Annotated in this window: 18 protein-coding genes and 2 pseudogenes; 5 read left to right on the top strand and 15 right to left on the bottom strand. The window is 72.6% G+C overall.

Going from position 1 to position 21,334, the window contains the following annotated elements; genetic code table 11:
- Positions 1-6: 6 nt before the first annotated feature.
- Positions 7-591: pseudogene (locus tag J7F03_RS14760) on the bottom strand (helix-turn-helix transcriptional regulator); the annotation flags it as partial.
- Positions 592-1,036: 445 nt separating this feature from the next.
- Here J7F03_RS14760 and J7F03_RS14755 point away from each other — a divergent pair.
- A pseudogene (locus tag J7F03_RS14755) lies at positions 1,037-1,665 on the top strand (transposase); the annotation flags it as partial.
- Positions 1,666-1,733: 68 nt separating this feature from the next.
- On the opposite strand, the gene J7F03_RS42345 reads toward J7F03_RS14755, so the two are convergent.
- The 3 genes from J7F03_RS42345 to J7F03_RS14740 all read right to left on the bottom strand — a co-directional run bounded on the left by J7F03_RS42345 (position 1,734) and on the right by J7F03_RS14740 (position 6,554).
- On the bottom strand, positions 1,734-2,375 hold the full coding sequence (locus J7F03_RS42345) for an OmpA family protein (RefSeq protein WP_214949590.1): 642 nt from the start codon (positions 2,373-2,375) through the stop codon (positions 1,734-1,736).
- Positions 2,372-2,920 (bottom strand): hypothetical protein, encoded by a 549-nt coding sequence (locus J7F03_RS14745; protein ID WP_251071936.1) that lies wholly within the window; start codon positions 2,918-2,920, stop codon positions 2,372-2,374. Before J7F03_RS14745 ends, J7F03_RS42345 begins: the two co-directional genes overlap by 4 nt.
- Before the next feature lie 598 nt (positions 2,921-3,518).
- Complete coding sequence (locus tag J7F03_RS14740; protein ID WP_214949588.1) at positions 3,519-6,554, bottom strand: CARDB domain-containing protein; 3,036 nt, start codon at positions 6,552-6,554, stop codon at positions 3,519-3,521.
- Between the two features lie 347 nt (positions 6,555-6,901).
- Here J7F03_RS14740 and J7F03_RS14735 point away from each other — a divergent pair, with 347 nt between their 5' ends.
- The gene (locus J7F03_RS14735; RefSeq protein WP_214949586.1) at positions 6,902-7,153 is read left to right on the top strand and encodes an isoamylase early set domain-containing protein; all 252 of its coding nucleotides are present in this window, start codon (positions 6,902-6,904) and stop codon (positions 7,151-7,153) included.
- Here the strand turns inward: J7F03_RS14735 and J7F03_RS14730 are convergent.
- Both J7F03_RS14730 and J7F03_RS41990 read right to left on the bottom strand, forming a co-directional pair.
- Positions 7,090-7,533, bottom strand: coding sequence for a PQQ-binding-like beta-propeller repeat protein (locus J7F03_RS14730; protein ID WP_214949584.1), 444 nt, complete (start codon positions 7,531-7,533; stop codon positions 7,090-7,092). The two genes, J7F03_RS14735 and J7F03_RS14730, sit on opposite strands and share 64 nt — an antisense overlap.
- 9 nt (positions 7,534-7,542) lie before the next feature.
- Positions 7,543-7,668, bottom strand: a complete 126-nt coding sequence (locus tag J7F03_RS41990) for a hypothetical protein (RefSeq protein WP_285440452.1) — start codon at positions 7,666-7,668, stop codon at positions 7,543-7,545.
- 132 nt (positions 7,669-7,800) lie between these two features.
- On the opposite strand from J7F03_RS41990, the gene J7F03_RS14725 reads away from it, so the two are divergent.
- Positions 7,801-8,427: an alpha-ketoglutarate-dependent dioxygenase AlkB gene (locus J7F03_RS14725; RefSeq protein ID WP_214949583.1), complete on the top strand. Its 627-nt coding sequence runs from the start codon at positions 7,801-7,803 to the stop codon at positions 8,425-8,427.
- A gap of 63 nt (positions 8,428-8,490) precedes the next feature.
- Here J7F03_RS14725 and J7F03_RS14720 read toward each other — a convergent pair whose 3' ends face one another.
- Together J7F03_RS14720 and J7F03_RS14715 are read right to left on the bottom strand one after the other, a co-directional pair.
- Positions 8,491-8,790, bottom strand: a complete 300-nt coding sequence (locus tag J7F03_RS14720) for a YkvA family protein (RefSeq protein ID WP_214949582.1) — start codon at positions 8,788-8,790, stop codon at positions 8,491-8,493.
- On the bottom strand, positions 8,790-9,254 hold the full coding sequence (locus J7F03_RS14715; protein WP_214949581.1) for a MarR family winged helix-turn-helix transcriptional regulator: 465 nt from the start codon (positions 9,252-9,254) through the stop codon (positions 8,790-8,792). The genes J7F03_RS14720 and J7F03_RS14715 overlap by 1 nt, the downstream gene beginning before the upstream one ends.
- A gap of 157 nt (positions 9,255-9,411) precedes the next feature.
- Here J7F03_RS14715 and J7F03_RS14710 point away from each other — a divergent pair, with 157 nt between their 5' ends.
- Both J7F03_RS14710 and J7F03_RS14705 read left to right on the top strand, forming a co-directional pair.
- Positions 9,412-9,969 (top strand): DoxX family membrane protein, encoded by a 558-nt coding sequence (locus J7F03_RS14710; protein WP_214949580.1) that lies wholly within the window; start codon positions 9,412-9,414, stop codon positions 9,967-9,969.
- Between the two features lie 61 nt (positions 9,970-10,030).
- A complete protein-coding gene (locus tag J7F03_RS14705) occupies positions 10,031-11,878 on the top strand; it encodes a glycoside hydrolase family 15 protein (RefSeq protein ID WP_214949579.1) in 1,848 nt (615 codons plus the stop codon).
- 350 nt (positions 11,879-12,228) lie between these two features.
- Here J7F03_RS14705 and J7F03_RS14700 read toward each other — a convergent pair whose 3' ends face one another.
- The 7 genes from J7F03_RS14700 to J7F03_RS14670 all read right to left on the bottom strand — a co-directional run bounded on the left by J7F03_RS14700 (position 12,229) and on the right by J7F03_RS14670 (position 21,113).
- Positions 12,229-13,653, bottom strand: coding sequence for an APC family permease (locus J7F03_RS14700; RefSeq protein WP_214949577.1), 1,425 nt, complete (start codon positions 13,651-13,653; stop codon positions 12,229-12,231).
- A 286-nt stretch (positions 13,654-13,939) separates the two neighbouring features.
- Positions 13,940-14,845, bottom strand: a complete 906-nt coding sequence (locus J7F03_RS14695; protein ID WP_214949615.1) for an STM4011 family radical SAM protein — start codon at positions 14,843-14,845, stop codon at positions 13,940-13,942.
- Between the two features lie 17 nt (positions 14,846-14,862).
- On the bottom strand, positions 14,863-16,191 hold the full coding sequence (locus J7F03_RS14690; protein ID WP_214949575.1) for an STM4012 family radical SAM protein: 1,329 nt from the start codon (positions 16,189-16,191) through the stop codon (positions 14,863-14,865).
- Positions 16,191-17,006 carry an STM4013/SEN3800 family hydrolase gene (locus J7F03_RS14685; protein WP_214949614.1) on the bottom strand — a complete coding sequence of 272 codons (816 nt, stop codon included), beginning with the start codon at positions 17,004-17,006 and terminating at the stop codon, positions 16,191-16,193. The genes J7F03_RS14690 and J7F03_RS14685 overlap by 1 nt, the downstream gene beginning before the upstream one ends.
- 74 nt (positions 17,007-17,080) lie before the next feature.
- Complete coding sequence (locus tag J7F03_RS14680; RefSeq protein WP_214949574.1) at positions 17,081-18,031, bottom strand: STM4015 family protein; 951 nt, start codon at positions 18,029-18,031, stop codon at positions 17,081-17,083.
- A 193-nt stretch (positions 18,032-18,224) separates the two neighbouring features.
- A complete protein-coding gene (locus tag J7F03_RS14675; protein WP_308379526.1) occupies positions 18,225-20,600 on the bottom strand; it encodes a SpoIIE family protein phosphatase in 2,376 nt (791 codons plus the stop codon).
- A 42-nt stretch (positions 20,601-20,642) separates the two neighbouring features.
- Positions 20,643-21,113 carry a hypothetical protein gene (locus tag J7F03_RS14670; RefSeq protein WP_214949572.1) on the bottom strand — a complete coding sequence of 157 codons (471 nt, stop codon included), beginning with the start codon at positions 21,111-21,113 and terminating at the stop codon, positions 20,643-20,645.
- Positions 21,114-21,334 lie beyond the last annotated feature (221 nt).

The raw sequence follows: 21,334 nt of genomic DNA, 5'->3' as shown, positions 1-21,334 counted from the left end.
CAGGGCCGCGAGGGTGACGTCGTGGGCAAGGAGGTACCAGAGGCTGCCCGAGGCGACCAGGTGGCAGGGCTCGACGCGGCGGGCCGCGGTCGCGCCGGAGCGGGTGCTGTAGTCGAAGGTGATGATCTCGTGGTCTCGGCACGCGACGGCGAGCGCGGCGAGGAGGGCGGGGTCGGCGCGTGGTCCGCGGTCCTCCCAGGTGATGCCGGCGACGGCCCCCTGGAGTGCGGTGACCTGGCCGCGCAGGCGGCGGGGCAGGACCTGTTCCAGCTTGGCCAGCGCACGCAGGGCCGTCTCCTCGATCCCGGTGAGTCCGCCCGCGGCGGTGCGCAGGGCAACAGCGACGGCTACGGCCTCCTCGTCGTCCAGGAGGAGCGGTGGCAGGTCTGTGCCGGAGGCCAGGCGGTAGCCGCCGCCGTGACCGCGGGCGCTGTCGACCGGGTAGCCCAGCTCGCGCAGCCGGTCGATGTCGCGGCGTACGGTGCGCACGGTCACCCCGAGCCGGTCGGCCAGGTCGAGGCCGGCCCATTCCCGCCGGGTCTGCAGCAGGGACAGCAGGCGCAGCATCCGGGCGGTCGTGTCACTCGTCATTTGTGATGCCGAGGCTTGACCCGTGCGACACCGACAGCCTCGGCGTCCAGCTCCAGCGCGCCCTGCCCGGCACCAAGGTGGTCAAGTCGTTCGTCACCCAGGAGCAGAGCACCGTCGTCAACCCGAAGGTCGTCGGCGAGGGCGACCACACCATCTTCCATCTGGTGAAACGGCCACATCGTCGGCGCCTGGGCCCAACACCCCGACGGACACATCAGCCATGCCCTCCTCACCGATCCGGGCCAGGCGGCCCGCACCGCCGTAGAAGAGGAGACCAACCGCATGACCACCTTCCTCGCAGACACCCGCATCACCCCCTGCTACCGCACACCCCTCGAACGCCAACTCGCCGCCCCGCAGCGATAGGCCCTGCGTTCCAGCGCCGAGCAGCGAAAGCCGCGCGCCTTGTCCGACGTACTGCGGGAGGCTGTGCCACAACGCGCCACAGGGCCTGATCGCCGAGGCCGCGCGGCGGAGTGAGACCGACCTGTCGCTGGTCAGCGTGGACTCCGCTACCGTCCGCGCCCACCACGACGCCGCCGGGATGCGTGCCGGCAAGGATCTCATGGAGGCCCTGGAAGAGGCCGCGCGGGAGCAGGAGGAAGCCCGGCAAAAAGGGGCGGTGATGCGCGGCCCGGAGGAACAGAACAGACCGGGCGTCGACGTGTCCGGCGCGGACGCAAGCTCCGCCTCAAGGAAGCCCTGCTCGGCAGATCCCGCGGCGGGCTGACCAGCAAGACTCATCTGGCCGCGCACCGGCGATGCCGCCCGCTTGCGTTGGTCCTGACCGCTGGGCAGGCCGCGGACAGTCCTCAATTCATCCCCGTACTCGGGAAGACGCGGGTCCGTCTGCCCGTCGGCCGGCCCCGCACCCGGCCCGGCGCGGTCGCCGCAGACAAGGCCTACTCGTCCCGCGGCAACCGCTCCTACCTGCGCAAACGCAACATCAAGGCGGTCATCTCGGAGAAGAGAGACCAGGCCGCGAACCGAAAGGGGGAAGGCGCACGAGGCGGCCTGCCCGTCAGCCACGACGCCGATCTCTGCAAGGAACGGAACACCGTCGAACGCCTGATCGGCGGCAAGACGCGCTTGTGTCCCGAGGTGAAATCCCGGCAGGGGACAATCCGTCGACCGATTGCGCCCTACTCCTCCGGCCCCCGCCCGAACGAGATCTCCACCCGTCGGTTCTTCTTCCGGCCCTCCTCGGTGGAGTTGTCCGCGATGGGGTCGTCCTCGCTCTTGCCGGCCACCTCGTAGGCGATCCCGGATGCACCCAACTCCGCGGCGAGCGCCTTGTGTACGGCCTCGGCGCGCTTCGTGGAGAGGGTTTTGCCGTGGGCGTACGTCCCCAGGTTGTCGGTGAAGCCACGGACCGTGACCTTCCACGGGTCGTTCTCCCTGATCTCCTTGGCGACCTCGGCGATCCGGGCGTCGGCGCGGCCGCTCAGCTCCGCGCTGTCCTTGGCGAAGAGGACCTCGGACTGGAGGGTCAGCTTGATGTCGTCGTTCGATTCCTCGCGCCCCGAGTCGCCGGACAGGTCTCCGGAAACCGAGAGGATGTCGACCACCACCGGAGGGGCTAGCTCCGCGCCCTTCTCCAGCTCCAGGACCTCGGCGTGCGGATCGACCGGGACCGGCGGCGGCTCGGGCGAGGCGCTGAGCGGGGGGTCGGCACGGGCCGCAGGGGCGTCGTGCAGACCGAGGAAAGTCGTCAGGCATACAGCGGTGAGTGCGCAGGCCGCGAGCCGGGCGGCAGCGGTGCGTGCCGTCGTCGCCGGCCTCACTGCGCGACCGTGATCTTGACGGGGGCGGTGCCAAAGGTCGGCATGGCGAAGTCGACCTCTGTGGTGCCCTCCGGCGGCGCCGGGAACTGGACGAAGACCGGGGCCGTGTCGCCGGGCTGGAAGACCGTGTGGAACTGGTTGCACAGGCAGTTGCCCTGGGTGTCCCGCAGTGGGTAGTAGCGCTTCTTGCCCTTGAGGTCTGCCAGGGAGGCACCCGACGAGGAGTAGCCGTTCTTCAGCGACAGATCGTTGCCGCCGGTCCAGTGGCCGGTGTTCAGCGCCACCTTGCCGTCGTTGCGCATCTCGCCGCGGACGGTCACCACACCGCCCTCGTACCGCTGCACGGAGTCGATGGTGAGCACCGCGCCGTTCGCGCCCTTCATCTCCAGACCCATGCCCTTGGGGTCCGCGGCGGCCGGCTTTTCGGCGGCCGGCTTCTTGCCGTCCGGCGCACCACCCGAGTCGCCACCCCCGCACCCGCTCAGCGAAAGCGTTACGACCGCAATGAGGCCGACGGCGGCCACCTTCGCCGCGACTTGCGTCATTCCGTGCCGACTTCGGTGCCCAAGACCGGTCCGACCCTGTATCTCACGGATCATGCTTCCCCCTCGCCCCGCCCACTGCAACGCGTTGCACAGTAGCGCATGCGAACCCTGCACCCCGGTGACATGCATCGCACACATGAACCCCCATGGAAGCCCAGGGGAAGCCTTCTCGCCCTGGGTGTACGGCAATTGACCCGGTGTCAAACAGACGCGAGCGTTGCCCATGAGCCGAGCTCGGCAACTGGTCAGAGGGGGAAGTCGGTCATGCTCGTACGGCGTGCGCGCCTACACTGCGTCCCTTCCGCGCTCGTGTGGACCTGGTCAGGGTCCGTGCGAGGCGGTGACGTGCGGGGCGACAGCGGGCCCCGAATTCGGTACTCGTCTTGAGCTTGTGGCAGCCCCGGCACAGCACTTGAACATTGCCGTGTGTCCGCCCCGCCGAGGGCGAGGGGCTTCCGGTGGTCCACATCCACAGCGGACGCGGGGAGGTCGTCCATGCACCGGCCGCCTCCGCCGGCGGCCGTGCCCGTCGCCGACATGCCGCAGGGCTCCCACCCCGGGGTGGGAGCCCTGCGGCATGTCCGGTCCGCGCCGGGTGTCAGTTCACCACCCTCACGGAGTCGCAGCCGAGGTACGTGTACACCTGTCCGCCCGCGGCCCGGTACTTGCCCTTCAGGCAGGCCCGGGTGGAGGCGAGGGTCAGTCCCGACTCACTCGGCTTGAAGTGCAGGACGAGGTCGGTGTCGCCGTCGCGGGTCCGCTCGTCCAGCTCGTAGGAGTCACCGGGGTGGCCCCTGCCGTGGAGCTCCCGGGCGCCGGCCGGGGTGGCGGTGTTGAACAGCCGTTCCCGCAGGCCCCAGTACGTCTGGGACACGTCGACGGCCGTCGCGTCGAAGGCCAGCGGCAGGCCGTACTCGCCGACCCGGGTGGTCAGCGCGGCCAGGGTGGCGTCGGTGTTGAGGTTGATGGAGTTGGGGAAGCCGCCCGGCCGGACGTTGATCGCGACGGGTACCACGCAGTCGATCCGGAACGACGTGGACGCGGTGTTGTTGCCAGGGTCCGGGTCGACGTCCTCGGCGTTCTTCAGCGCCACGCGGGAGTCGAGCCGCACCTGCTTGACACCCGGCGAGGTGCACGCGAGCTGCACCGCGTACGTGGCCTTCTGCGGCGTGCCCACGCGCAGCGCCGTCTGCTGCGCGGTCTGCGTCGCCGGTGTGACGGTGACGCCGGCATCGGCGCCGGCCGTGGTGGTCAGCAGGGTGTCGACCGGGCTGGACGGGCCGGCGTTGGCCACGGTGACCTCGATCGAGGCGGTGCCGGGCTCGCCGATCAGCACCTCCAGCGGGCTGGTGGCCCGGGCGTCGGTGATCGACACGTCGGCCTTGGCGATGACCCGGGTATCGGCGGTGGCGGTGTTGTCGGCCGTCCGCGCGTCCGGCCCTGCGAGGTTGGCCACCGTCGAGGTGGCGGTGATCGTCTTCGGGCCGCCGTTGCGGTAGACCAGGTCGGCCGGGACCTGCGCGCTGATCGTGTACTCCCGGTGCGTCCCCTGCAGCACCTCGCTGAGGTTGCAGGTGACCGTCCGGCCGGAGACCAGGCAGGGGCCGGTGGTGACCGGGTCGGTGACGTCGGCGGGCAGGGTGGTGGTGACCTGCGTGGAGGTGGACGAGTTGGGGCCGTGGTTGGATACGCCGACCGTCCAGGTCAGGCGCTCGCCTGCCGCCACGGGGTCCGGTGCGTCGGTCGTGGTGACGGTGAGGTCGGTGGTGTTACGGAGCGCGCGGATCCGCGCGGCCTCCTCAGCGGTCGGAAGGGGCGGGCCCTCGCTCACGGGCGGCGCGCCGCCAGCCCTGGGGAAGCGGTTCGGCATGTAGGTGTTCACCCGGGCCCAGTCGTCGTGGCCCTTGAGCAACTCGTCGGTGGTGTTGTTCGCGCAGTCTTTCTCGCCGGTCGCGTCGATGTTGACGATCTGGCGTGCATCGCCGTCGTCGCCGAAGCCCGCCGAGTTGTCGCCGTTCCAGTCCGGGTTCTGGTTCAGGGGAACGGTGCGCACGGTACCCGCACCGTCCGAGAAGACGAACTGGTTCACGCCGTCCCGCGGGTCGAGCACGCCGTTCTCGTGGAGGTTGTCCTCCTTGAGGTCAGGCAGCACCGCCTGAGACCGGCCCGGCTCGTTTTCGCTGGGGGGCCGGCCGAACGTGGTGATGCGGGCCGGGGAGAAGTCGACGACCGTTCCGCCGCCCACGCGCGGGATGCCATCGGTCATGGAGTAGCTCATCACGCTCACGTAGTTGGGCTTGCAATTCGGGTTCTTGTCCGTGCCCGCATGATCCAGCCCGAGGTTGTGGCCGAGTTCGTGCATGAGGCCCCCGGCGTCGGTGCGGTAGAGGATGACGTCCGTCCCGCTGCCGTAGCCGCCGCTGTCGCACCCGGTGTCGGGGCCGGTGCCGTCGGTGTCGACGTCCTTAGTGGTGTAGAGGACGTAGTTGAACGCCTTCTGGCGCAGCAGCTGCAGATTACGCGCCTTCGTGTCGCGATACTCCGTGTCGAGGTTGCAGTTGGCCAGCGGGAACGCGATCTGGTTGCCGCCCCCCAAGTCGTCGCCGACGACGCAGTCCGGGTCCTGGTCGTCCGGCCTGCCGTCCGTGTCGTCGTCGATGCCGTTGTCGCAGGTGGCCTTGAAGTCCTCGACGCCCAGTTCGCGGTCGTTGCAGTTCGGATCAGAGCCGTCCACACCGTCCTTGCCGTCGTTGTCCAGTCCGTCGGTGCAGGTGCCTTCCGGTGCGCCTTCCATGGCCGTCTTGTCGTGCAGGCCGCCGGAGTCGACGTGCAGCGTGATGCCGTCCGCGCCGTCCGGGTTGGACACCGGGGCCGCCGCGAAGGCGTGCTCGACCGCCTGAATCGCCTCGTGGGACGGCTGCGATCCCGCCGAGTAGTCGAGTTCGACGAAGATGTCCTTGTGCAGCGGGTCCGCCTGGAGGGCCGGCAGGTCGACGGCCATCGAACCGTCCGGGTTGCGCACGCCGAAGCGCTCGTACCGGTCGGCGATGCCGTCCCCGTCGGCATCGCTGTGGTTGCTCGTGGTGATGGTCACGCCGACCGCGGCCCGCTTGCCGTCGCCGTCGTTGGGGAAGTTCGGGTCGCCGTCGCCCACGGCGCACACCTGGCCCTGCGGGTTCCCGCTGCGGTCGAAGCACGGCGGGTCCGGCGGGATGAACCCGTACGCGAGCGAGTCGCCGGTCCAGGTGTCGTTGAGGGCGTTGTACGTGAGGTTGAGGTCGATGTCCTGGTTCTGCGGGCTGATGTCCATCCGGTCGTCCGCGAAGTTCGTTCCGCCGTCCTCGTCCTTGATCTGGATGCCGACGGGGAACGTGGTCTGGCCGCCTGAGAGGGTGACCTGCTGCGTGAAGACCCACGGGTTCGGGATGGTGCTGGCATGGAAAGCGTCGTCGGAGACGATCCGGCCCGTCTGGAGCGCGTTGTCCCCGATCTTCACCTCCGGATAGAACTCGCCCTCCTCGTCGATGCCGTCGTCCGGGACCTCGAAGCGCTCGAACCAGTCGAGGCTCACGGTGACGGTCATGGCCAGCGGCGGTGGGTCGGCGGCCGCGGCCGCGGCCGGCAGCCCAGGCATCAGCCACAGGCCGGGCAGGAGCAGGGCGGTCGCCGCGGCGACCGCGGTCAGGCGCCGTCCGAGACAAGGCCGGGGGGACCGCCGGGATGACGGCGGAGCGGCCTGTGGGGCGGCCGGGCCAGCGGATGGTGGAGTGGGGGATGGTGGGGTGGAACTCGGCATTCTGCCTCCCGCGTGCACGCGAATCCCTTACCGGCACACGAACCAGGCGAGCGCGGAGCAAAGGATCATTCACTGACGCATCGTGCCAGCGGGTGCGGCGGCCGTCCGCACCTCGGACTCGGGTTCCGCCCGAAGGGACGAAGCCGAAACGTTTCCCGACCCGGCGGGAAGGCGCTCAGCCGGGGGTGAGCGTGAAGGCTCGACTCGTCCTCCCCGAGGAGACACCTGCGGGCCCGGTCAGCGTGGTCGGGGACTTCAACCACTGGAACCTCCACGCCCACCCGCTGGCCGCGCGCGGCGACGGCACCCGCGCCGCGACCGTCGCCCTGCCCGCCAACTCCACCCACGCCTTCCGCTACCTCGCCGCAGGCGACTACTGGTTCAACGACGAGATGGCCGGCCACCACGACGGCACCAGCAGCCACCTCCACACCTGAGCAGAAGCCATCGCACGCCTGCCACGGCCACTCGACGTCACGGCCGGTGCACCGGGGAGGGCGCCGGCCAACGGTGAGCACCAGCGCTCGCGCCCGGTGGCCGCGTCGATCGCGTACAGCCCGTCCTTCTTCGACCTGACGTAGACCACGCCGTCCTGATGCACCACCGCAGCGTGGTCGAGACCCTTGCTGCTGCCGTCCTTGTCCAGCAGAGCCAAGGTCCACAGCGGCTTGCGAGCCGGCGGCTTGGCCTCCTCCGGTGCACCGCCGAGGGCGCCGCACGCGGAGGTGGTGAGGGCGAGCCCGCCCACCGCACCGGTCGCCAACTTCAGGACCTGGCGGCGGCCGACGTTCTGCTGTTGTCCCCCCGCTCTACGCATTGGGGCAGGCTAAGCGACGATCGCGGACCGGGGCCACATCCACAGGACGACGTCGACATCGTGCTCCCGCACCCGGGGGGCGACGATCCGGCGCAGCGCGTCGGTTGGTGCCTCGCGCCCATACGGGAGCTGCACCGAGCCCCTGCCGGTCTCGTAGCCGGCGACTTCGGCGTTGAAGCCCCGCGGGTGCTGGGCGCATCCCCCAGGGCTGCCGCGACGCCCTGTCCTGTTCGAGCGTATGTTCGAGTGACGCGCTAGGCTGGACCCATGCACGCACTCCAGGGCTCCCTCTTCGATCAGGGCGACGAGATCCGGCCCGGCCCGACGACTGGCCTGCGGCGTACGGAACTGGGCGCCGGCGCCTGGGTGGACCACCAGCCGGGCTGGCTGTCGGGCGCCGACGCGCTGTTCGAACGGCTCGCGGCCGACGTGCCGTGGCATGCCGAGCGGCGGCAGATGTACGAGCGGGCGGTGGACGTCCCGCGCCTGCTCGCCTTCTACGGCGAAGGGGACCCGCTGCCGCACCGCGCGCTGACCGAGGCCCGCGAGGCGCTGACCCGCCACTACGCGCCCGAGCTCGGTGAACCCTTCGTCACCGCCGGCCTCTGCCTCTACCGCGACGGCCGCGACAGCGTCGCCTGGCACGGCGACCGCATCGGCCGCTCCGCCACCGAGGACACCATGGTCGCGATCCTGTCGGTCGGCGACCCCCGCGACCTGGCCTTGCGCCCCCGCGACGGCGGCCCCACCTTGCTCCGCCTCCCGCTGGGCCACGGCGACCTGGTGGTGATGGGCGGGTCCTGCCAGCGCACGATGGAGCACGCCGTCCCCAAGACGACCCGCGCGGTGGGCCCCCGCATCAGCGTCCAGTTCCGCCCGCGCGGGGTCCGCTGAGGGAGCCGCGGTCCGGTCCTCGTCGGCCGGCGGGTCCGAGCCGGCCGCCGCGACCGGGCGGGCCTACGTCGCGTCGAGTTGCTTCGAGGGGCGGGCCGCCGTCGCCGCGGCCGCGTGCAGGGAGCGCAGGGCGACCAGCAGGAAGCCGATGTCGTCCAGGTACACCGGGTCCGGGATCAGGTCCACCGGCGAGACGGTGTACACGACGGCCGCCCAGAACAGCGCCTTGTCGCGCAGCGGGATCCCCGCGTCGCGCAGCAGCCGCCGCGCCGCGAAGACCCGAACGAGGAGAACGGCCGCGGTGAGCGCCAGCCCGGCCGCGACGACCGCCGCGACGATGAGCCAGATCGTCGTCGCGTCCATCAGGCGCCCTGCTCCCGCAGTCGTCGGCTGACCTCGCCGAGACCGTCCGCGAGCGCGTCGAGCTGCTCCGGGGTGAGCACGTCCACCAGGGCCTCCCGGACCGCGGTCACGTGCCCCGGCGCGGCCTGCGCCAGCCGTGCGCGTCCGGTCTCGGTGAGGACGGCGTAGACGCCGCGGACGTCGGAGGGGCAGGTGCGGCGGCGGACCAGGCCGGTCTTCTCCATCTGGGTGACCTGGTAGGTCAGGCCGCTCTTGGAGTTGATCAGCCCGTTCGCGAGCTCCGTCATGCGCAGCTCGCCGTCCGGCGCCCTGGCGAGCCGTACGAGGATCTCGTACTGCGGGTGGGAGAGGCCGGACTCGTCCTTGAGCTGCTGGTCCAGGCGGCGGTTGACCAGGGCGGAAGCGGCCAGGAAGCCCTGCCAGGCGCGCATTTCGCGGTCGTCCAGCCATCTCGTCTCAGCCATGGAATCAGCCTACACGGGTCGTTCCAATTTGAATCAGAGTGCGACCGGAGGTTAGGGTCGGAAGGGGTTGTTTGAATTTGAACAACCATCCCCGGCTTCACTGCCGGCTGCACCGCCAGTGCGACCTGCCAGCCCGTCCGACCGGAAGGCCCCCCTCGTGACCAGCCCCTCCACCACCACCGCCCCGCCCGCCGCACCCGCCGGGTCCGCCGCGCCCCTCGCCCTCTCCACCCCCGCCCACGACGCCGGCCTGCTCCTCCTGCGCCTCGTCCTCGGCCTGACCATGGCCGCCCACGGCACCCAGAAGCTCTTCGGTTGGTTCGGGGGCGGCGGCATCAGCGGCACCGGGCAGTTCTTCACCGCCAGCGGCTACCCGGCGGGCGATGCGATGGCCGTCCTCGCCGGCCTGACCGAGACCCTCGGCGGCCTCGGTCTCGCCGCCGGGCTCCTCACCCCGCTCGCCGGTGCCGCCGTCGTCGGCACCATGGTCAACGCGATCGCCGTCCACGGGGCCGGCGCGTTCTTCGCCCCGCAGGGCGTGGAGTACGAGGTCCTGCTCACCGCGGGCGCCGCCGCCCTCGCGCTCACCGGCCCGGGCCGCTACGCCGTCGACCGCTTCCTGCCCGTCCTGCGCGGCCACCGCCTCGCCCACGGAGCCCTCGCCGTCGCCCTCGGCGCCGTCATCGCGGGCGCGCTGCTCCTCGTGAGGAACTGACCCCCGCGCGGGGACCCGTACGGGCCGATTGGCTTGGGGCGTTCGGGGGAAGTGGGCATAAATGACACAACCCATCGAAGACTACGCACTCATCGGCGACCTGATGACCAGTGCTCTGGTCGGCCGCGACGGGTCCATCGACTGGCTGTGCCTGCCGCGCTTCGACTCGGCGGCCTGCTTCGCCGCCCTCCTCGGCGACCAGGAGAACGGCCACTGGCGCATCGCCCCCGCCGCCTCTCCCGAGTTCGCGCGCTGCACCCGCCGCGCCTACGTAGACGGCACGCTCGTCCTGGAATCCTTCTGGGAGACCGGGGACGGCTCCTCCTTCAAGGTCGTCGACTTCATGCCGCAGCGCGACACCGCCCCCGACGTGATGCGGATCGTGGAAGGCCTCACGGGCGAGTCGACCGTACGCAGCACCCTGCGCCTGCGCTTCGACTACGGGCACGTCGTCCCCTGGGTCCGCCGCTTCGAAGGCGACCCGGACGGCGACGGCGATCGTGACGGCGACGGCGACCGCGTCGCCGTCGCCGGCCCCGACTCCGTGTGGCTGCGCAGCGAACCTCCCGTGCGGACCTGGGGCGAGGAGAACAGCACCCGCTCCGAGTTCACCGTCGCCGCCGGCGAGCGCGTCGCCTTCGTCCTCACCTGGCACCCCTCGCACGAACCGCGTCCCGAGCCCCTGGACCCGTACGGCGCCCTGGAGCAGAGCCTCGCCGACTGGCGCGAGTGGGCCTCCCAGTGCCGGTACGAGGGCCCCTACCGGGAGGCCGTGACCCGCTCCCTGATCACCCTCAAGGCCCTCACCTACGCCCCGACCGGCGGGATCGCCGCCGCCGCGACGACCTCCCTGCCCGAGGAGCTCGGCGGAGTCCGCAACTGGGACTACCGCTACTGCTGGCTCCGCGACTCCACCCTCACCCTCGGCTCGCTGCTGGCCACCGGCTTCCTCGACGAGGCACGCGCCTGGCGGGCGTGGCTGCTGCGGGCCATCGCGGGCGACCCGGCCGACCTGCAGATCATGTACGGGATCGGGGGCGAGCGGCGGATCCCGGAGAGCGAGCTGCCATGGCTGAAGGGGTACGACTCCTCCGCGCCGGTCCGGGTCGGCAACGCGGCGGTCGACCAGCTCCAGCTCGACGTGTACGGGGAGGTCCTCGACTCCCTGTACCTGGCCCGGGCTTCGGGGCTCCCGGCCGAGTGGCACGCCTGGAAGATCCAGCTCGCGCTCCTCGACTTCCTGGCGTCCAACTGGCACCGCCCCGACGAGGGGCTGTGGGAAGTGCGCGGCCCGCGCCGCCACTTCACGCACTCCAAGGTGATGGCGTGGGTCGCCGCCGACCGGGCCGTGCGCACCCTGGAAGCCAATCCCCGACTACCCGGCGACGCGGAACGCTGGCGGGTCATGAGGGACGCGGTGCACCGCGACGTGTGCGAGAAGGGCTACGACCCCGAGCGGGGAACCTTCACGCAGCACTACGGCTCCACCGAACTGGACGCGGCCACCCTCCTCATCCCGCGCGTCGGCTTCCTGCCGCCAGACGACCCCCGGGTGATCGGCACGGTCGACGCGGTGCGCGCGGAGCTCGGCAGCAGCGGGCTCGTCCGCCGCTACAGCACCGAGGGGCTGTCGGTGGACGGCCTGCCCGGCGACGAAGGGGCTTTCCTCGCCTGCTCGTTCTGGCTGGCGGACGCACTGCACATGACCGGCCGGGAGAAGGAGGCGCGGGAACTCTTCGAGCGGCTGCTCGCCGTACGCAACGACGTCGGGCTGCTCGCCGAAGAGTACGACCCCGTCTCCGGCCGCCAACTCGGCAACTTCCCCCAGGCGTTCAGTCACGTCGGCCTGGTGAACACGGCCCTCACCCTGGGGGGCGGCGGCGTGATGGACGGCAGCGCGGCGGGGTGACGCCCCGGCGGGCGCCGCGGGCCTGCCGGCTCAGGCCGGGCACGGACCCCGCAGCGCCGCCCAGGTGTCCGGGCCGACGACTCCGTAGCGATGGTCGATCAGCCCGGGACGGGGGATCGACCTCGTACGGAGACCGGTCCGGGCCGGGCGGGTCGCCCGGCCGCGTGCCTGGCCGGGTGCCCTGCCGGGTGCGGGGCCGACGGGATTCGAACCCGCGGGGCCGGTGGGCGGGTCCGCCGCCCGGCCGCTGGTCGTCGGCGCCGGGGACCCCCGGCGCCGACGATCGCGATGGGCCGCTCTGCCACGGCCCCGCACCCTGCGGGATCGCGCGATCCCGCTGTCGAGCGAACCTACAGAGCCGCGGCCGCGGGCGCAGCCGGGTTTTCCTCGTCCTGCGGAATGCTGACCAGCCAGCGCGTGTCCTTGCGCGGGCGCAGGTACAGCGCCCAGTACAGGGTGGCGACGGCGGTGATCCCGCCGGTCCACAGCAGGTACTGGGTCTCCTGCTGGGTCAGGATGTACGCGAACACCAGGACCAGCACGACGGGAACAGCCGGCCACAGCGGCATCCGCCAGGCCGCCGTCTCGCGGCGCGCCCCGCGCCGGCTGAACAGTGCGGCCACCGCCACGAGCAGGTACATGCCGGTCACCGAGACGCCGGTGACCCCGTACAGGGTGTCGAGGTTGACGAAGCACATCGCCGCACCCGGCACGCCGACGAGCAGGGTGGCCACCCACGGGGAGCCGAACCGGCCGAGCCGGGAGAGCGCGGCGTTGACGGGCGCGGGCCAGGCCTTGTCGCGGGCGGAGGCGAAGAGCACCCGGGAGTTCTGGATGACCATGACGATGCCGGCGTTGACGATGGCGAGGGCCACGCAGAGGCTGACGAAGGTGCCGACGGCCGAGTTGGACCAGGCGGTCACCATGGCGCCGAGGTCGCCGGAGGTCAGCGCGTCGAGGTCGGGGGCGCCCATGGTGATGGCGATGACCGGGACCAGGATGACGGCGGTGGAGATGGCGAGGGTGGCGAGCACGGTCCGCGGGACGTTGCGGCGCGGGTTCTCCAGCTCCTCGGAGAGGTAGACGGCCGTCGAGAAGCCCTGGGTGATGAACAGGGCGATGGCGAGTCCGGAGACGACCATCATCGCGGTGACCGTCGACGTGCCGCCGCCCTCCGCGGCCACCGAGCCGTGCACGAGGGCGTCCGCGCCGCGCTCGCTGTGCGCGAAGCCGAGTACGGCGACGAGCGCGGCAGCCACGACCTCCAGGACGAGGAAGACGCCCGTGATCCAGGCGTTGGCCCGCAGGTCCAGCAGTCCGGCGAGGGTGGCGAGCAGCATCACGCCGGCGCCGGCGGCCGGGGCCGGTACGTCGATCACGGGGGCGAGGTAGTCGGCGGTGCCCATGGCGATCACGGGCGGCACGATCATCACGACCAGCAGGGACAGGACGAAGACCAGCCAGCCGGCGAGCCGCCCGGACATGGTCGACACCATCGCGTACTCGCCGCCGGCGCTGGGGATGAGCGTGCCCAGCTCCGAGTAGCAGAACGCGACGCCGACGCAGAGCAGCGAGCCGATCGCGATGGTGAGGGCGGCCCAGGTGCCGAGGCTGGAGAAGAGGTCCGGCACGACGACGAAGAGCGTCGAGGCGGGCGTCACGCACGACAGCGTGAGCAGGGTTCCGCCGACGACGCCGATGGAACGCTTGAGCTTCTGGGGGATGGGCCCTGTGGCGGGGGCGAGGGCCTGGGGGGCGCTGATCGTGTCAGACATCGGTGCGGTGTTCCGATCGGCAGATGCGGTGAGTGAGCGCGGGAGCGGTATCGCCTCCGGGGCGGTGGTGGGCAAGAGTGGTTCGCTGGCTCCCGGGCCGTCATGCAATCTCCACGAGATCCGCAGGTCAAGAGCTGTTCACCTGCGGATTCCGTCGTCTGGGCCCGCTCCTGCTGCCATTCACGGCGTTAAGGCCGCGTAAACGCTGCGCAATCACCATGTGCGATAACCGCACGTGACCGCCGGTAAATTTTCTTCCGCTTTGCCGACCCGCCGCGCTCCCGTGTCATGGGCGGATCGCGACGTCGACCGGGCCGCGGGCCGGTCCGCGGGCCGGAAGGTCGCCCCGGCCGCCGACCGGGACGCGCTCCAGGACTCCGCCCGCGAAGACGTCGTAGAGCGGGAGCGACTCAAGGTGGACGTAGCCGATGTGGCAGTCGCAGACGGCCAGCGGACAGGGGCGGGGGCGCAGGGCCGGGCGGTAGGAGCCGTCGTAGAGGTTGCCCAGCTCCTCCTTCACGAAGTGGCAGCGGCGGACCGTGCCCGCGCCGTCGACCGAGATCACGGAGGCGCCCGTGCGGCACGGGAGGCCCGCCGAGCGGTGCGGGTGGCGGCTGAACGGGAAGAGCGGGTCCAGGGCCGTCCACTCGGCCGCTTCCGGGTCGGTGTAGGCGTGGCCCTCGGCCGCGTTGATCCACAGGTACACCTCGGGCGGCAGCGCGCCGCGCAGCCGGCGGGCCTCCTCGAGGTGCTCCGGCAGGCCCACCACGCCCACGCTGAAGCGCACCCCGGCGGCCGCCAGCTCCCGGCACTTGCCGAGGAACCGGTCGTACGGGGTCTGCCCCGGGTGGTACGTGCACCACAGCGCGAGCGTGTCCGGGTCGGCTTCGGCGGTCCAGCCGGTGCGGCCGCTCAGGTTGGTCTGGATCGCGACCCGGCGCACGTGCGGCAGGTGCGACAGCTCCACGAGGGCGCGCCGGTACCAGGAGCGGACCAGGCCCTCGCCCCACGGCGTGAACAGGACGGACAGCCGGTCGCCGGTGTTCCCGGCCGCCCAGGCGGCGAACCGTTCCAGCGCGGCCCGGTCGGCCGTCAGCTGCTCCCGGCTGTCCCGCCGCTTGGCGAACGGGCAGTACGGGCAGTCGTAGTCGCAGGAGGACAGCGGGCCCCGGTAGAGGACCGTCAGGTCCATCGGCGCCTGGGCCCCCGTCACTTGCGCTCGTAGGCGGCCATCGCGGCCCGCACGTCCGCGGAGAACAGCGCCGGGCCGGCCGCGTCCGAGTGCGCCAGCCCCTCCGGGGTCAGCCGCAGCAGCTCCGCGTCGTCCACGAGCCAGCCGCTCTCCCCGAAGGCCGCCAGCTCCGCCGGGAAGTCCTCCCGCGGATCGCTCCCGAACCGCTCGCGGTACTCGGCCACCGGCATGCCCCGCGCCTGGAGCAGCGACTGCAGCAGGTGCCGCCGCCGCGCCTCCTCCGCGTCGATCCACCGGCCGTGATCGGCGCGCGCGAAGTCCGCCTCCGGGCGCCGCACGTACGCGTCGATGATGCCGCGGATCTCGCCCATGCCGACCGCGTAGTCGAAGGAGTAGTGCAGCTCGGCCGTGTAGGAGCGTGCCCCGCAGCCCAGGCCGATCATGCCGTCCGTCTGGCAGGCGTAGTCCTCGGCGCCCTGCGCCGGTGCGTCCGCCCGGCGGAACATCCGCATCGACACCTGCTCGTACCCGGCGGCCAGCAGGTGGTCGCGCCCGGCCCGGTAGAGCCGCAGCCGCTGCTCGTCCCACCCGGCGGCCGAGGACTCGCCCGGCCGGCGCCCCAGGCCCGTCAGGGGGCGCACGTACAGCGGGTAGAGGTAGAGCTCCTCCGGCCGCCACGCGAGGGCCGCGTCCAGGGACTGGCGCCAGCTCGCCTCGGTCTGCCCGTCGATGCCGTAGATCAGATCGATGTTGAGCACCGGTATCGCCGCGTCCCGTATCAGCGACAGCGCCGCCTCCACGGTCGCGCGCTTCTGCGGCCGGACCGCCGAACGCGCCTCCTCGGCCACGAAGCTCTGCACGCCCAGGCTCAGCCGCGTCGTACCCCGGTCGGCGAGGACGGCCAGCCGGTCCGCAGTGACGGTGGACGGCGAGGCCTCCACCGACAGCGGGACCGACCGCAGATCGGCGCCCGCGCGCTTCTCCGCGATGTCGCAGAGCCGCTCCAGCTCCGACGCCGTCAGGAAGGTCGGCGTTCCGCCGCCGAAGGCCGCCGCCGCGAAACGCACCGGCTCCGCGGGGTCCAGCGCCTCGCGGACCGCCGTCGCCTGCCGTTCCAGCGCGTCGAGATAGGCGGTGGTCAGCCCCTCCGGCGCGCCGATCCGAGTGAAGAGGTTGCAGAATCCGCAGCGCACCTCGCAGAAGGGGACGTGGAGGTAGAGCGAGAGGGCGTCCTTGGGCTGATCCGCCCACAGCTCGCGCAGCGCGGGCCGCTCGGGCAGAGGGCGGTACGCCGTCTTGTGCGGGTAGGCGTACACGTAACTCTCGTACGGGGTGGTGGATTCCATCAGCCGGTCGGCTCCTCGTGGCTCAGGGAGAACTGCGCGTACGGGACCGTCCAGACCGCCTCGTGGGCGAGCCGGTGGCCGGTGTACCCGTCGTCCCCGTACGTCGTCCCGTGGTCGGAGCAGACGATCACGAAGCAGCGGCGCCGCGAGCGCATCGCGTCGAAGAGCCGCCCGACGTGCCGGTCCACGTACTCCAGCGCGGCCGCGTGCGTCTCCGAGGAGTCCCCGTTCGCCGCCGTCGCCCCGGGGGAGTGGAACCAGTTGGGCTGGTGCATAGCCGACACGTTCAGGAAGAGGAACAGCCGCCGGTCGCGCGGCAGTCCGGCCACGACGCGCTCGGCGCACGCCACCTGAGCCTCGAAGGACGTCGGCGACGCCACCCCGAACTCGGGCTCCCAGTGGCTCTCCTGGAACATTCCGGGCAGTACGGAGCCCAGCGCGGCGGCCTTGTTGAAGAAGCCGACGCCTCCCACGCACACGGTCCGGTAGCCGGCCCCGGCCAGCCCCGACACCAGGTCCGGGGTGTCGAACACCCACGTGCGCCCGGCGGTCGTCTCGCTGCCGGGGAACCGGGCCGCGAACAGCCGCGGATGCGGGCCGGGCCCTTCGGGCGTGGGCAGGAAGCCGGCGAACATCGCCTGGTGGGAGGCGTAGGTGAAGCTCCCCGGCGCGTGCCGCCGCTCCCAGGCCCCGCCGGGCAGGTGCGCCGCCAGGTTCGGGATCCTCCCTTCGGCGGCCAGCCGGGCGGCGACGTCGTGGCGCAGCGTGTCGAGGGTGACGAGCAGCAGGTCGTCGCGGCCGACGACCTCGTTCATGTCGGGGGTGGGCGGGGGCGTGCCGCTTCCCGGATCGCCGACGGCGGATGTGGCCGCGGCGGGCGCCGTACGCATCACTCCGCCACCGCGATGTAGCGGTGCACGACGTCGCCGTGGACGCGTGGGGCCTGGACGTCGCCGAGGTCCACCTCCACGCCGTGCGGGGACAGCGCCTCGCGGATCCGCACCCGGAACGGCTCGGTGACGTAGTGGTGGTGGAGGTCGAGCTTGGTGAGGTGGGTGAGCGGGCGGCCGGCCAGCAGGGCTTGGACGCCCTCGTCGCCCAGGACGCCCATGGAGAGGTCCAGGACCTCCAGCCGCTCCACGACAGGAGCGGTGGCGAGCGCCGCCGCGATGTCGTTCTGGATCTCGCTGTTGCGCAGCGCGAGCCGGCGCAGGGCCGGCAGCCGCTCGCCGCTCAGGAACGGTGCCAGGTCGGTGACTTCCGCGTCCCCGCCGTAGTCGGGCGTGCCCAGCCACAGGTCGAGCTCGGTGAGCGCGGGGAAATCGCTCTGCGCGACCCCGCGCACCACCTCCCCCGGCAGCCCGCCGGTCTCGATGCGCAGCACGCGCAGCGCGTCGTGTTTCAGGGGTGGGAAGACCAGGCCGTCGCCGCCGCGCACCCCGAACTCCTCCAGTGCGGGATACGCCCGGAGCAGCGGGCTCACGTCCGACTGCTGGATCCAGGAGATCTCGCACTCCTCGGCCGTGGCGTCGCCGACGAACAGGGCCCGCAGCGCGGGGAACCGCTCGGCGGCATCGACGAGTGCCACGATGATTTCGGCGTCGGGGCTGTCGTAGGCATCGGACCAGCCGCCCACGATCAGGGCCCGCACCTGCCGGGTGTCCACGGAGTCGGCGAACCGGGCGAAGGCCTGCGGCCATTCCTCATCGGCGTCGTAGACGTCCGCCGAGATCCGCCAGGCCACGGCCGCGGCCCCGGGTAGCGCGCGGGTGTCCTCCGGCCCCGGGAAGTCGAAGGCCGGCAGGCCGCCCAGCTCGCTCAGGTGGTCCCCGATGGTCATGTGCGCTGCTCCTGCCGGTGTGGCGGGTGATGGCCCCGCCGTGCGTGTCGTCCGACAACAGTTCTACCAACCGCCACCGACAACCACCGACGGGCCCGGCGGCAGGCCCGCACGGGGAAGGCGCGCCCGAGCCACGGCGCCCTCCAGGAACGGCGCGTCCACGATCCGGGCGTCGTCGGGCAGCTGCTGAGCCCTACGCGGCGTCCTGCCGGTCGGCCTCGGCCGCCTCGGCCGCCTCGTCCGCCCCGGCCGCCCCAGCCGTTCCGTCCCCGGTCGCCCCGTCCGTCCGGGACGCCAGCAGCAGGGCGATGTCGTCCGGCCGGTCGGCGGAGTTCCCCGCCTCGGCGACCAGCAGGTCCGCCGTCTCCGTCAGCGGGGCGGGACCTGCGCCCGCCAGCGCGGCCCGCAACCGCTCCACCCCTACGTCGATGTCCGTGCCCGGGATCTCCACGAGCCCGTCGGTGTACAGGGCGAGCACCGCCCCCGGCTCGATCCGGAACCGCGTCACCGGATAGTCGGCTTCGGCGTCGATGCCGAGCACGACGCCGCCCGGCAGGTCCAGCACCTCGGTCCGGCCGCCCGGATGCCGCAGCAGCGGCTGCGGGTGCCCGGCCCGGACGGCGAGGACGAGGCCCGTCGCCGGGTCGAGGAGTACGTAGCAGCAGCTCGCGAACTGGCCCGGGTCGAGGTCGATGAGCAGCTGGTTCGTGCCGCGGAACACCTGCTCCGGGGTGTTGCCGCTGAGCGCGAAGGCCCGTACGGCGCTGCGTAGTTGTCCCATGGTGGCGGCAGCCGCCACCCCGTGGCCCTGTACGTCGCCGATGACCAGCGCGAGGCGTCCGCCGCCCGCGTCGAGGACGTCGTACCAGTCGCCGCCGACGTCCATCCCGGCGGTGCCGGGCAGGTACCGCCCCACCGTGACCACGTGCTCGCGCACCGGCAGCCGGTGCGGCAGCAGCGCCGCCTGGAGCCCACGGGCCAGCGCGGCCTCGCTGTCGTAGCGCCGCGCCCGCTCCAGGGCCTGCGCGATCAGCCCGGCCAGCGCCGTGAGTACCGTACGCTCCTCCGGGCTGAAGCCGCGCGGCGCGTCGAAGCCGAGGATGCACGAGCCGACCGGCCGGCCGGAGGCGATCAGCGGGAGGAACGCGCGGGCCCCGACGTCGGCGTCCAGCGGGATCCCCGGGTAGGCGGAGGCCAGGTGCTGCATCGACTCGAAGAACAGCGGCCGGCCCGAGGTGAGGGTCTCCACCCCCGGCAGCCGGACGTCCAGCGCGACCCCGTCGAACCGGTTGAGGAAGCCCCTGGGGAAGCCCGTCTCCCAAGCCAGGTGCAGATGTCCCTCGTCCAACAGGTAGATCGCCAACTGGCGCCCGCCGAAGGCCGGGAGCAGTTCCTCGGTGACCACCGCCGACACCTGGCGGGCCGTCACCGCCTCGGTCAGCGCGATCGCGAGGGCCACCGGGCGGTACAGGGCCGAAGCCCGGTCGGCGGGCGAGCCGAGGCCGGGCGAGCCGAGGCCGGGCGCTCCGAGGCCGGGGGGCCCGAGCCCCCCGCCGGGTCGCACGACCGACTCGGGTGCGTACGCGGGTGGTTCGGCCGCGGAGACGGTGACGGTGATCCCGTCGGGACCGGGGTGCAGGCCCACCGACAGCCACTGCGGGGGCGGTTGCCGGCGGCGTCGGAAGGCCTGGAAGTGCACCGGCGTGGGGGACAGGTACACGGCCCGGAAATGGTCCTCGTACGCGGGCTGCCCGAGCCAGGGCAGCACCTCCCACAGCACCCGCCCGGTCAGGCCGGCCCCTTCGGCGCCTTCTGTGCCTTCGGCGCCGAGCAGGGTCTCGGCGCCGGAGCGGGCGGCGGAGTTGGCGAACACGATCACGCCCTGCCGGTCCACGGACAGGACGGCGTGGTCCAGCCGGTCCACGGCCGCGCGGGCACCGCCCGGCGATTCGCCTGCCGAGTCGCCCGCCTGGCCGCGTACGTGCCCCACCGGGTCGGGCGCGTCACCCGCGGAGCGCGGCCCGTCCCGCGCCGGGCCGGAGCCGGCCACGCACACCGGGTCGCCCTCCCACACCACCGGGGCCCCGCCCGCGGCGAGCGCGGACAGCTCCCCGGCCAGCCGGTGCGCCACCGCGCGCAGCCGCTCGCGGTCGCCCGCACCGACCGGGACCCCGGGGGTGGCCGGGCGCAGGACCACCAGCACGCCGTAGCGCTCTGCCCCGCGGGTCACCGGCTCGTACAGCGACCCGAAGGGGAACGGCAGCCCGGCCATCAGCTGGGGGAAGCGCCGCATCGCCGATTCCGCGTCGGGCAGGTGCACGGACTGACCGGAGCGGTACGCCTCGGCGACGGGGTACAGGCGGTTCACGTGCATCCGCCACCAGGGGCGGAACAGCGCCCCCGGGATCCCGGTCAAGGAAGCCATCCGCAACAGGCCCTCGGTGCCGGAGCGCAGGTAGACCCCGCCCGCGTACCCGCCGACGGCCCCCACGGCATCGAGAGCGGCCCGCGCGAGCACCCGGGCCGTGGCGTCCGTGAGGGGGCCGTCGGTATCCGGTCTCGCCGTCACCCCTCCAGGATGCGCCCGGGCGGACGGGTTCGCCCTCACACCTCAGGCCGACGGCCCGGTTCCGGCCGGCGCGCGGTCCCGGTAGCCCGCCACCACGGCGACCGCCGACACCGGCAGCACCGCGGCCGCCGTACGCAGTCCCGCCCCCATGGCGTCCGTGAAGGCCGTGACCTGGGCGGAATCGTGCGGCACCCCGTGGAAGCGGGAGGCCGGCACCGTGCCGACCACCGCGACCCCGAGGGCCGCGCCGATCTCGCGGGCCGCGGTGTTCAGGCCGGAGCCCAGCCCCGCCTGGTGCGCGGGCAGCTCGGCCACCACGGTCAGCGTCAGCGCGGGCGCGCACAGCCCGGTGCCGACCGACAGCACCAGCAGGTAGAGGGCGTACGGGGTGCCCGCGTCGGCGGTGGAGACCAGCAGCAGGCCGCCGCCGATCAGGCCGAGCCCGGCGCCGACGGGCAGCCGGGGCCCGGTCCGCTCCTGGAGCCGGGCGCCGTACTCGGGCACCAGGGCCATGCCGACGGTCAGCGGGACGATCGCGAAGCCCGTCTGGGCCGGGGAGAAGCCCTTGGCGCGGGGGCTGCGCGCCGGGGCGCTCGGCCCAGAACAGGGCCCGCCAGATCGGGTGGCGGGCCGGCGGCGGATGCCGGGGCGGGCGGCCGTCCGGTCGCGGCCCCCTGTCCCGTGTTCACCGTAGGGTTGGACCGACCTGCTTTCCAGTGCAAGTCATGCAAGGG

Origin of the sequence: Streptomyces sp. ISL-43 (assembly GCF_018614195.1) — a bacterium.
Taxonomy (GTDB): Bacteria; Actinomycetota; Actinomycetes; order Streptomycetales; family Streptomycetaceae; genus Streptomyces.
This window is presented reverse-complemented; position numbering and strand designations above follow the sequence as displayed.

Excerpts from the sequence above, each read along its gene's own strand:
- J7F03_RS14680 (WP_214949574.1), bottom strand. The coding sequence starts at position 18,031 with ATGACCATCGGGGACCACCTGAGCGAGCTGGGCGGCCTGCCGGCCTTC.
- J7F03_RS14740 (WP_214949588.1), bottom strand. The coding sequence starts at position 6,554 with ATGCCTGGGCTGCCGGCCGCGGCCGCGGCCGCCGACCCACCGCCGCTG.
- J7F03_RS14705 (WP_214949579.1), top strand. The coding sequence starts at position 10,031 with ATGACACAACCCATCGAAGACTACGCACTCATCGGCGACCTGATGACC.
- J7F03_RS14715 (WP_214949581.1), bottom strand. The coding sequence starts at position 9,254 with ATGGCTGAGACGAGATGGCTGGACGACCGCGAAATGCGCGCCTGGCAG.
- J7F03_RS14730 (WP_214949584.1), bottom strand. The coding sequence starts at position 7,533 with ATGCGTAGAGCGGGGGGACAACAGCAGAACGTCGGCCGCCGCCAGGTC.
- J7F03_RS14745 (WP_251071936.1), bottom strand. The coding sequence starts at position 2,920 with ATGACGCAAGTCGCGGCGAAGGTGGCCGCCGTCGGCCTCATTGCGGTC.
- J7F03_RS14670 (WP_214949572.1), bottom strand. The coding sequence starts at position 21,113 with ATGGCCCTGGTGCCCGAGTACGGCGCCCGGCTCCAGGAGCGGACCGGG.
- J7F03_RS14725 (WP_214949583.1), top strand. The coding sequence starts at position 7,801 with ATGCACGCACTCCAGGGCTCCCTCTTCGATCAGGGCGACGAGATCCGG.
- J7F03_RS14720 (WP_214949582.1), bottom strand. The coding sequence starts at position 8,790 with ATGGACGCGACGACGATCTGGCTCATCGTCGCGGCGGTCGTCGCGGCC.
- J7F03_RS14700 (WP_214949577.1), bottom strand. The coding sequence starts at position 13,653 with ATGTCTGACACGATCAGCGCCCCCCAGGCCCTCGCCCCCGCCACAGGG.
- J7F03_RS14690 (WP_214949575.1), bottom strand. The coding sequence starts at position 16,191 with ATGGAATCCACCACCCCGTACGAGAGTTACGTGTACGCCTACCCGCAC.
- J7F03_RS14685 (WP_214949614.1), bottom strand. The coding sequence starts at position 17,006 with ATGAACGAGGTCGTCGGCCGCGACGACCTGCTGCTCGTCACCCTCGAC.
- J7F03_RS14695 (WP_214949615.1), bottom strand. The coding sequence starts at position 14,845 with ATGGACCTGACGGTCCTCTACCGGGGCCCGCTGTCCTCCTGCGACTAC.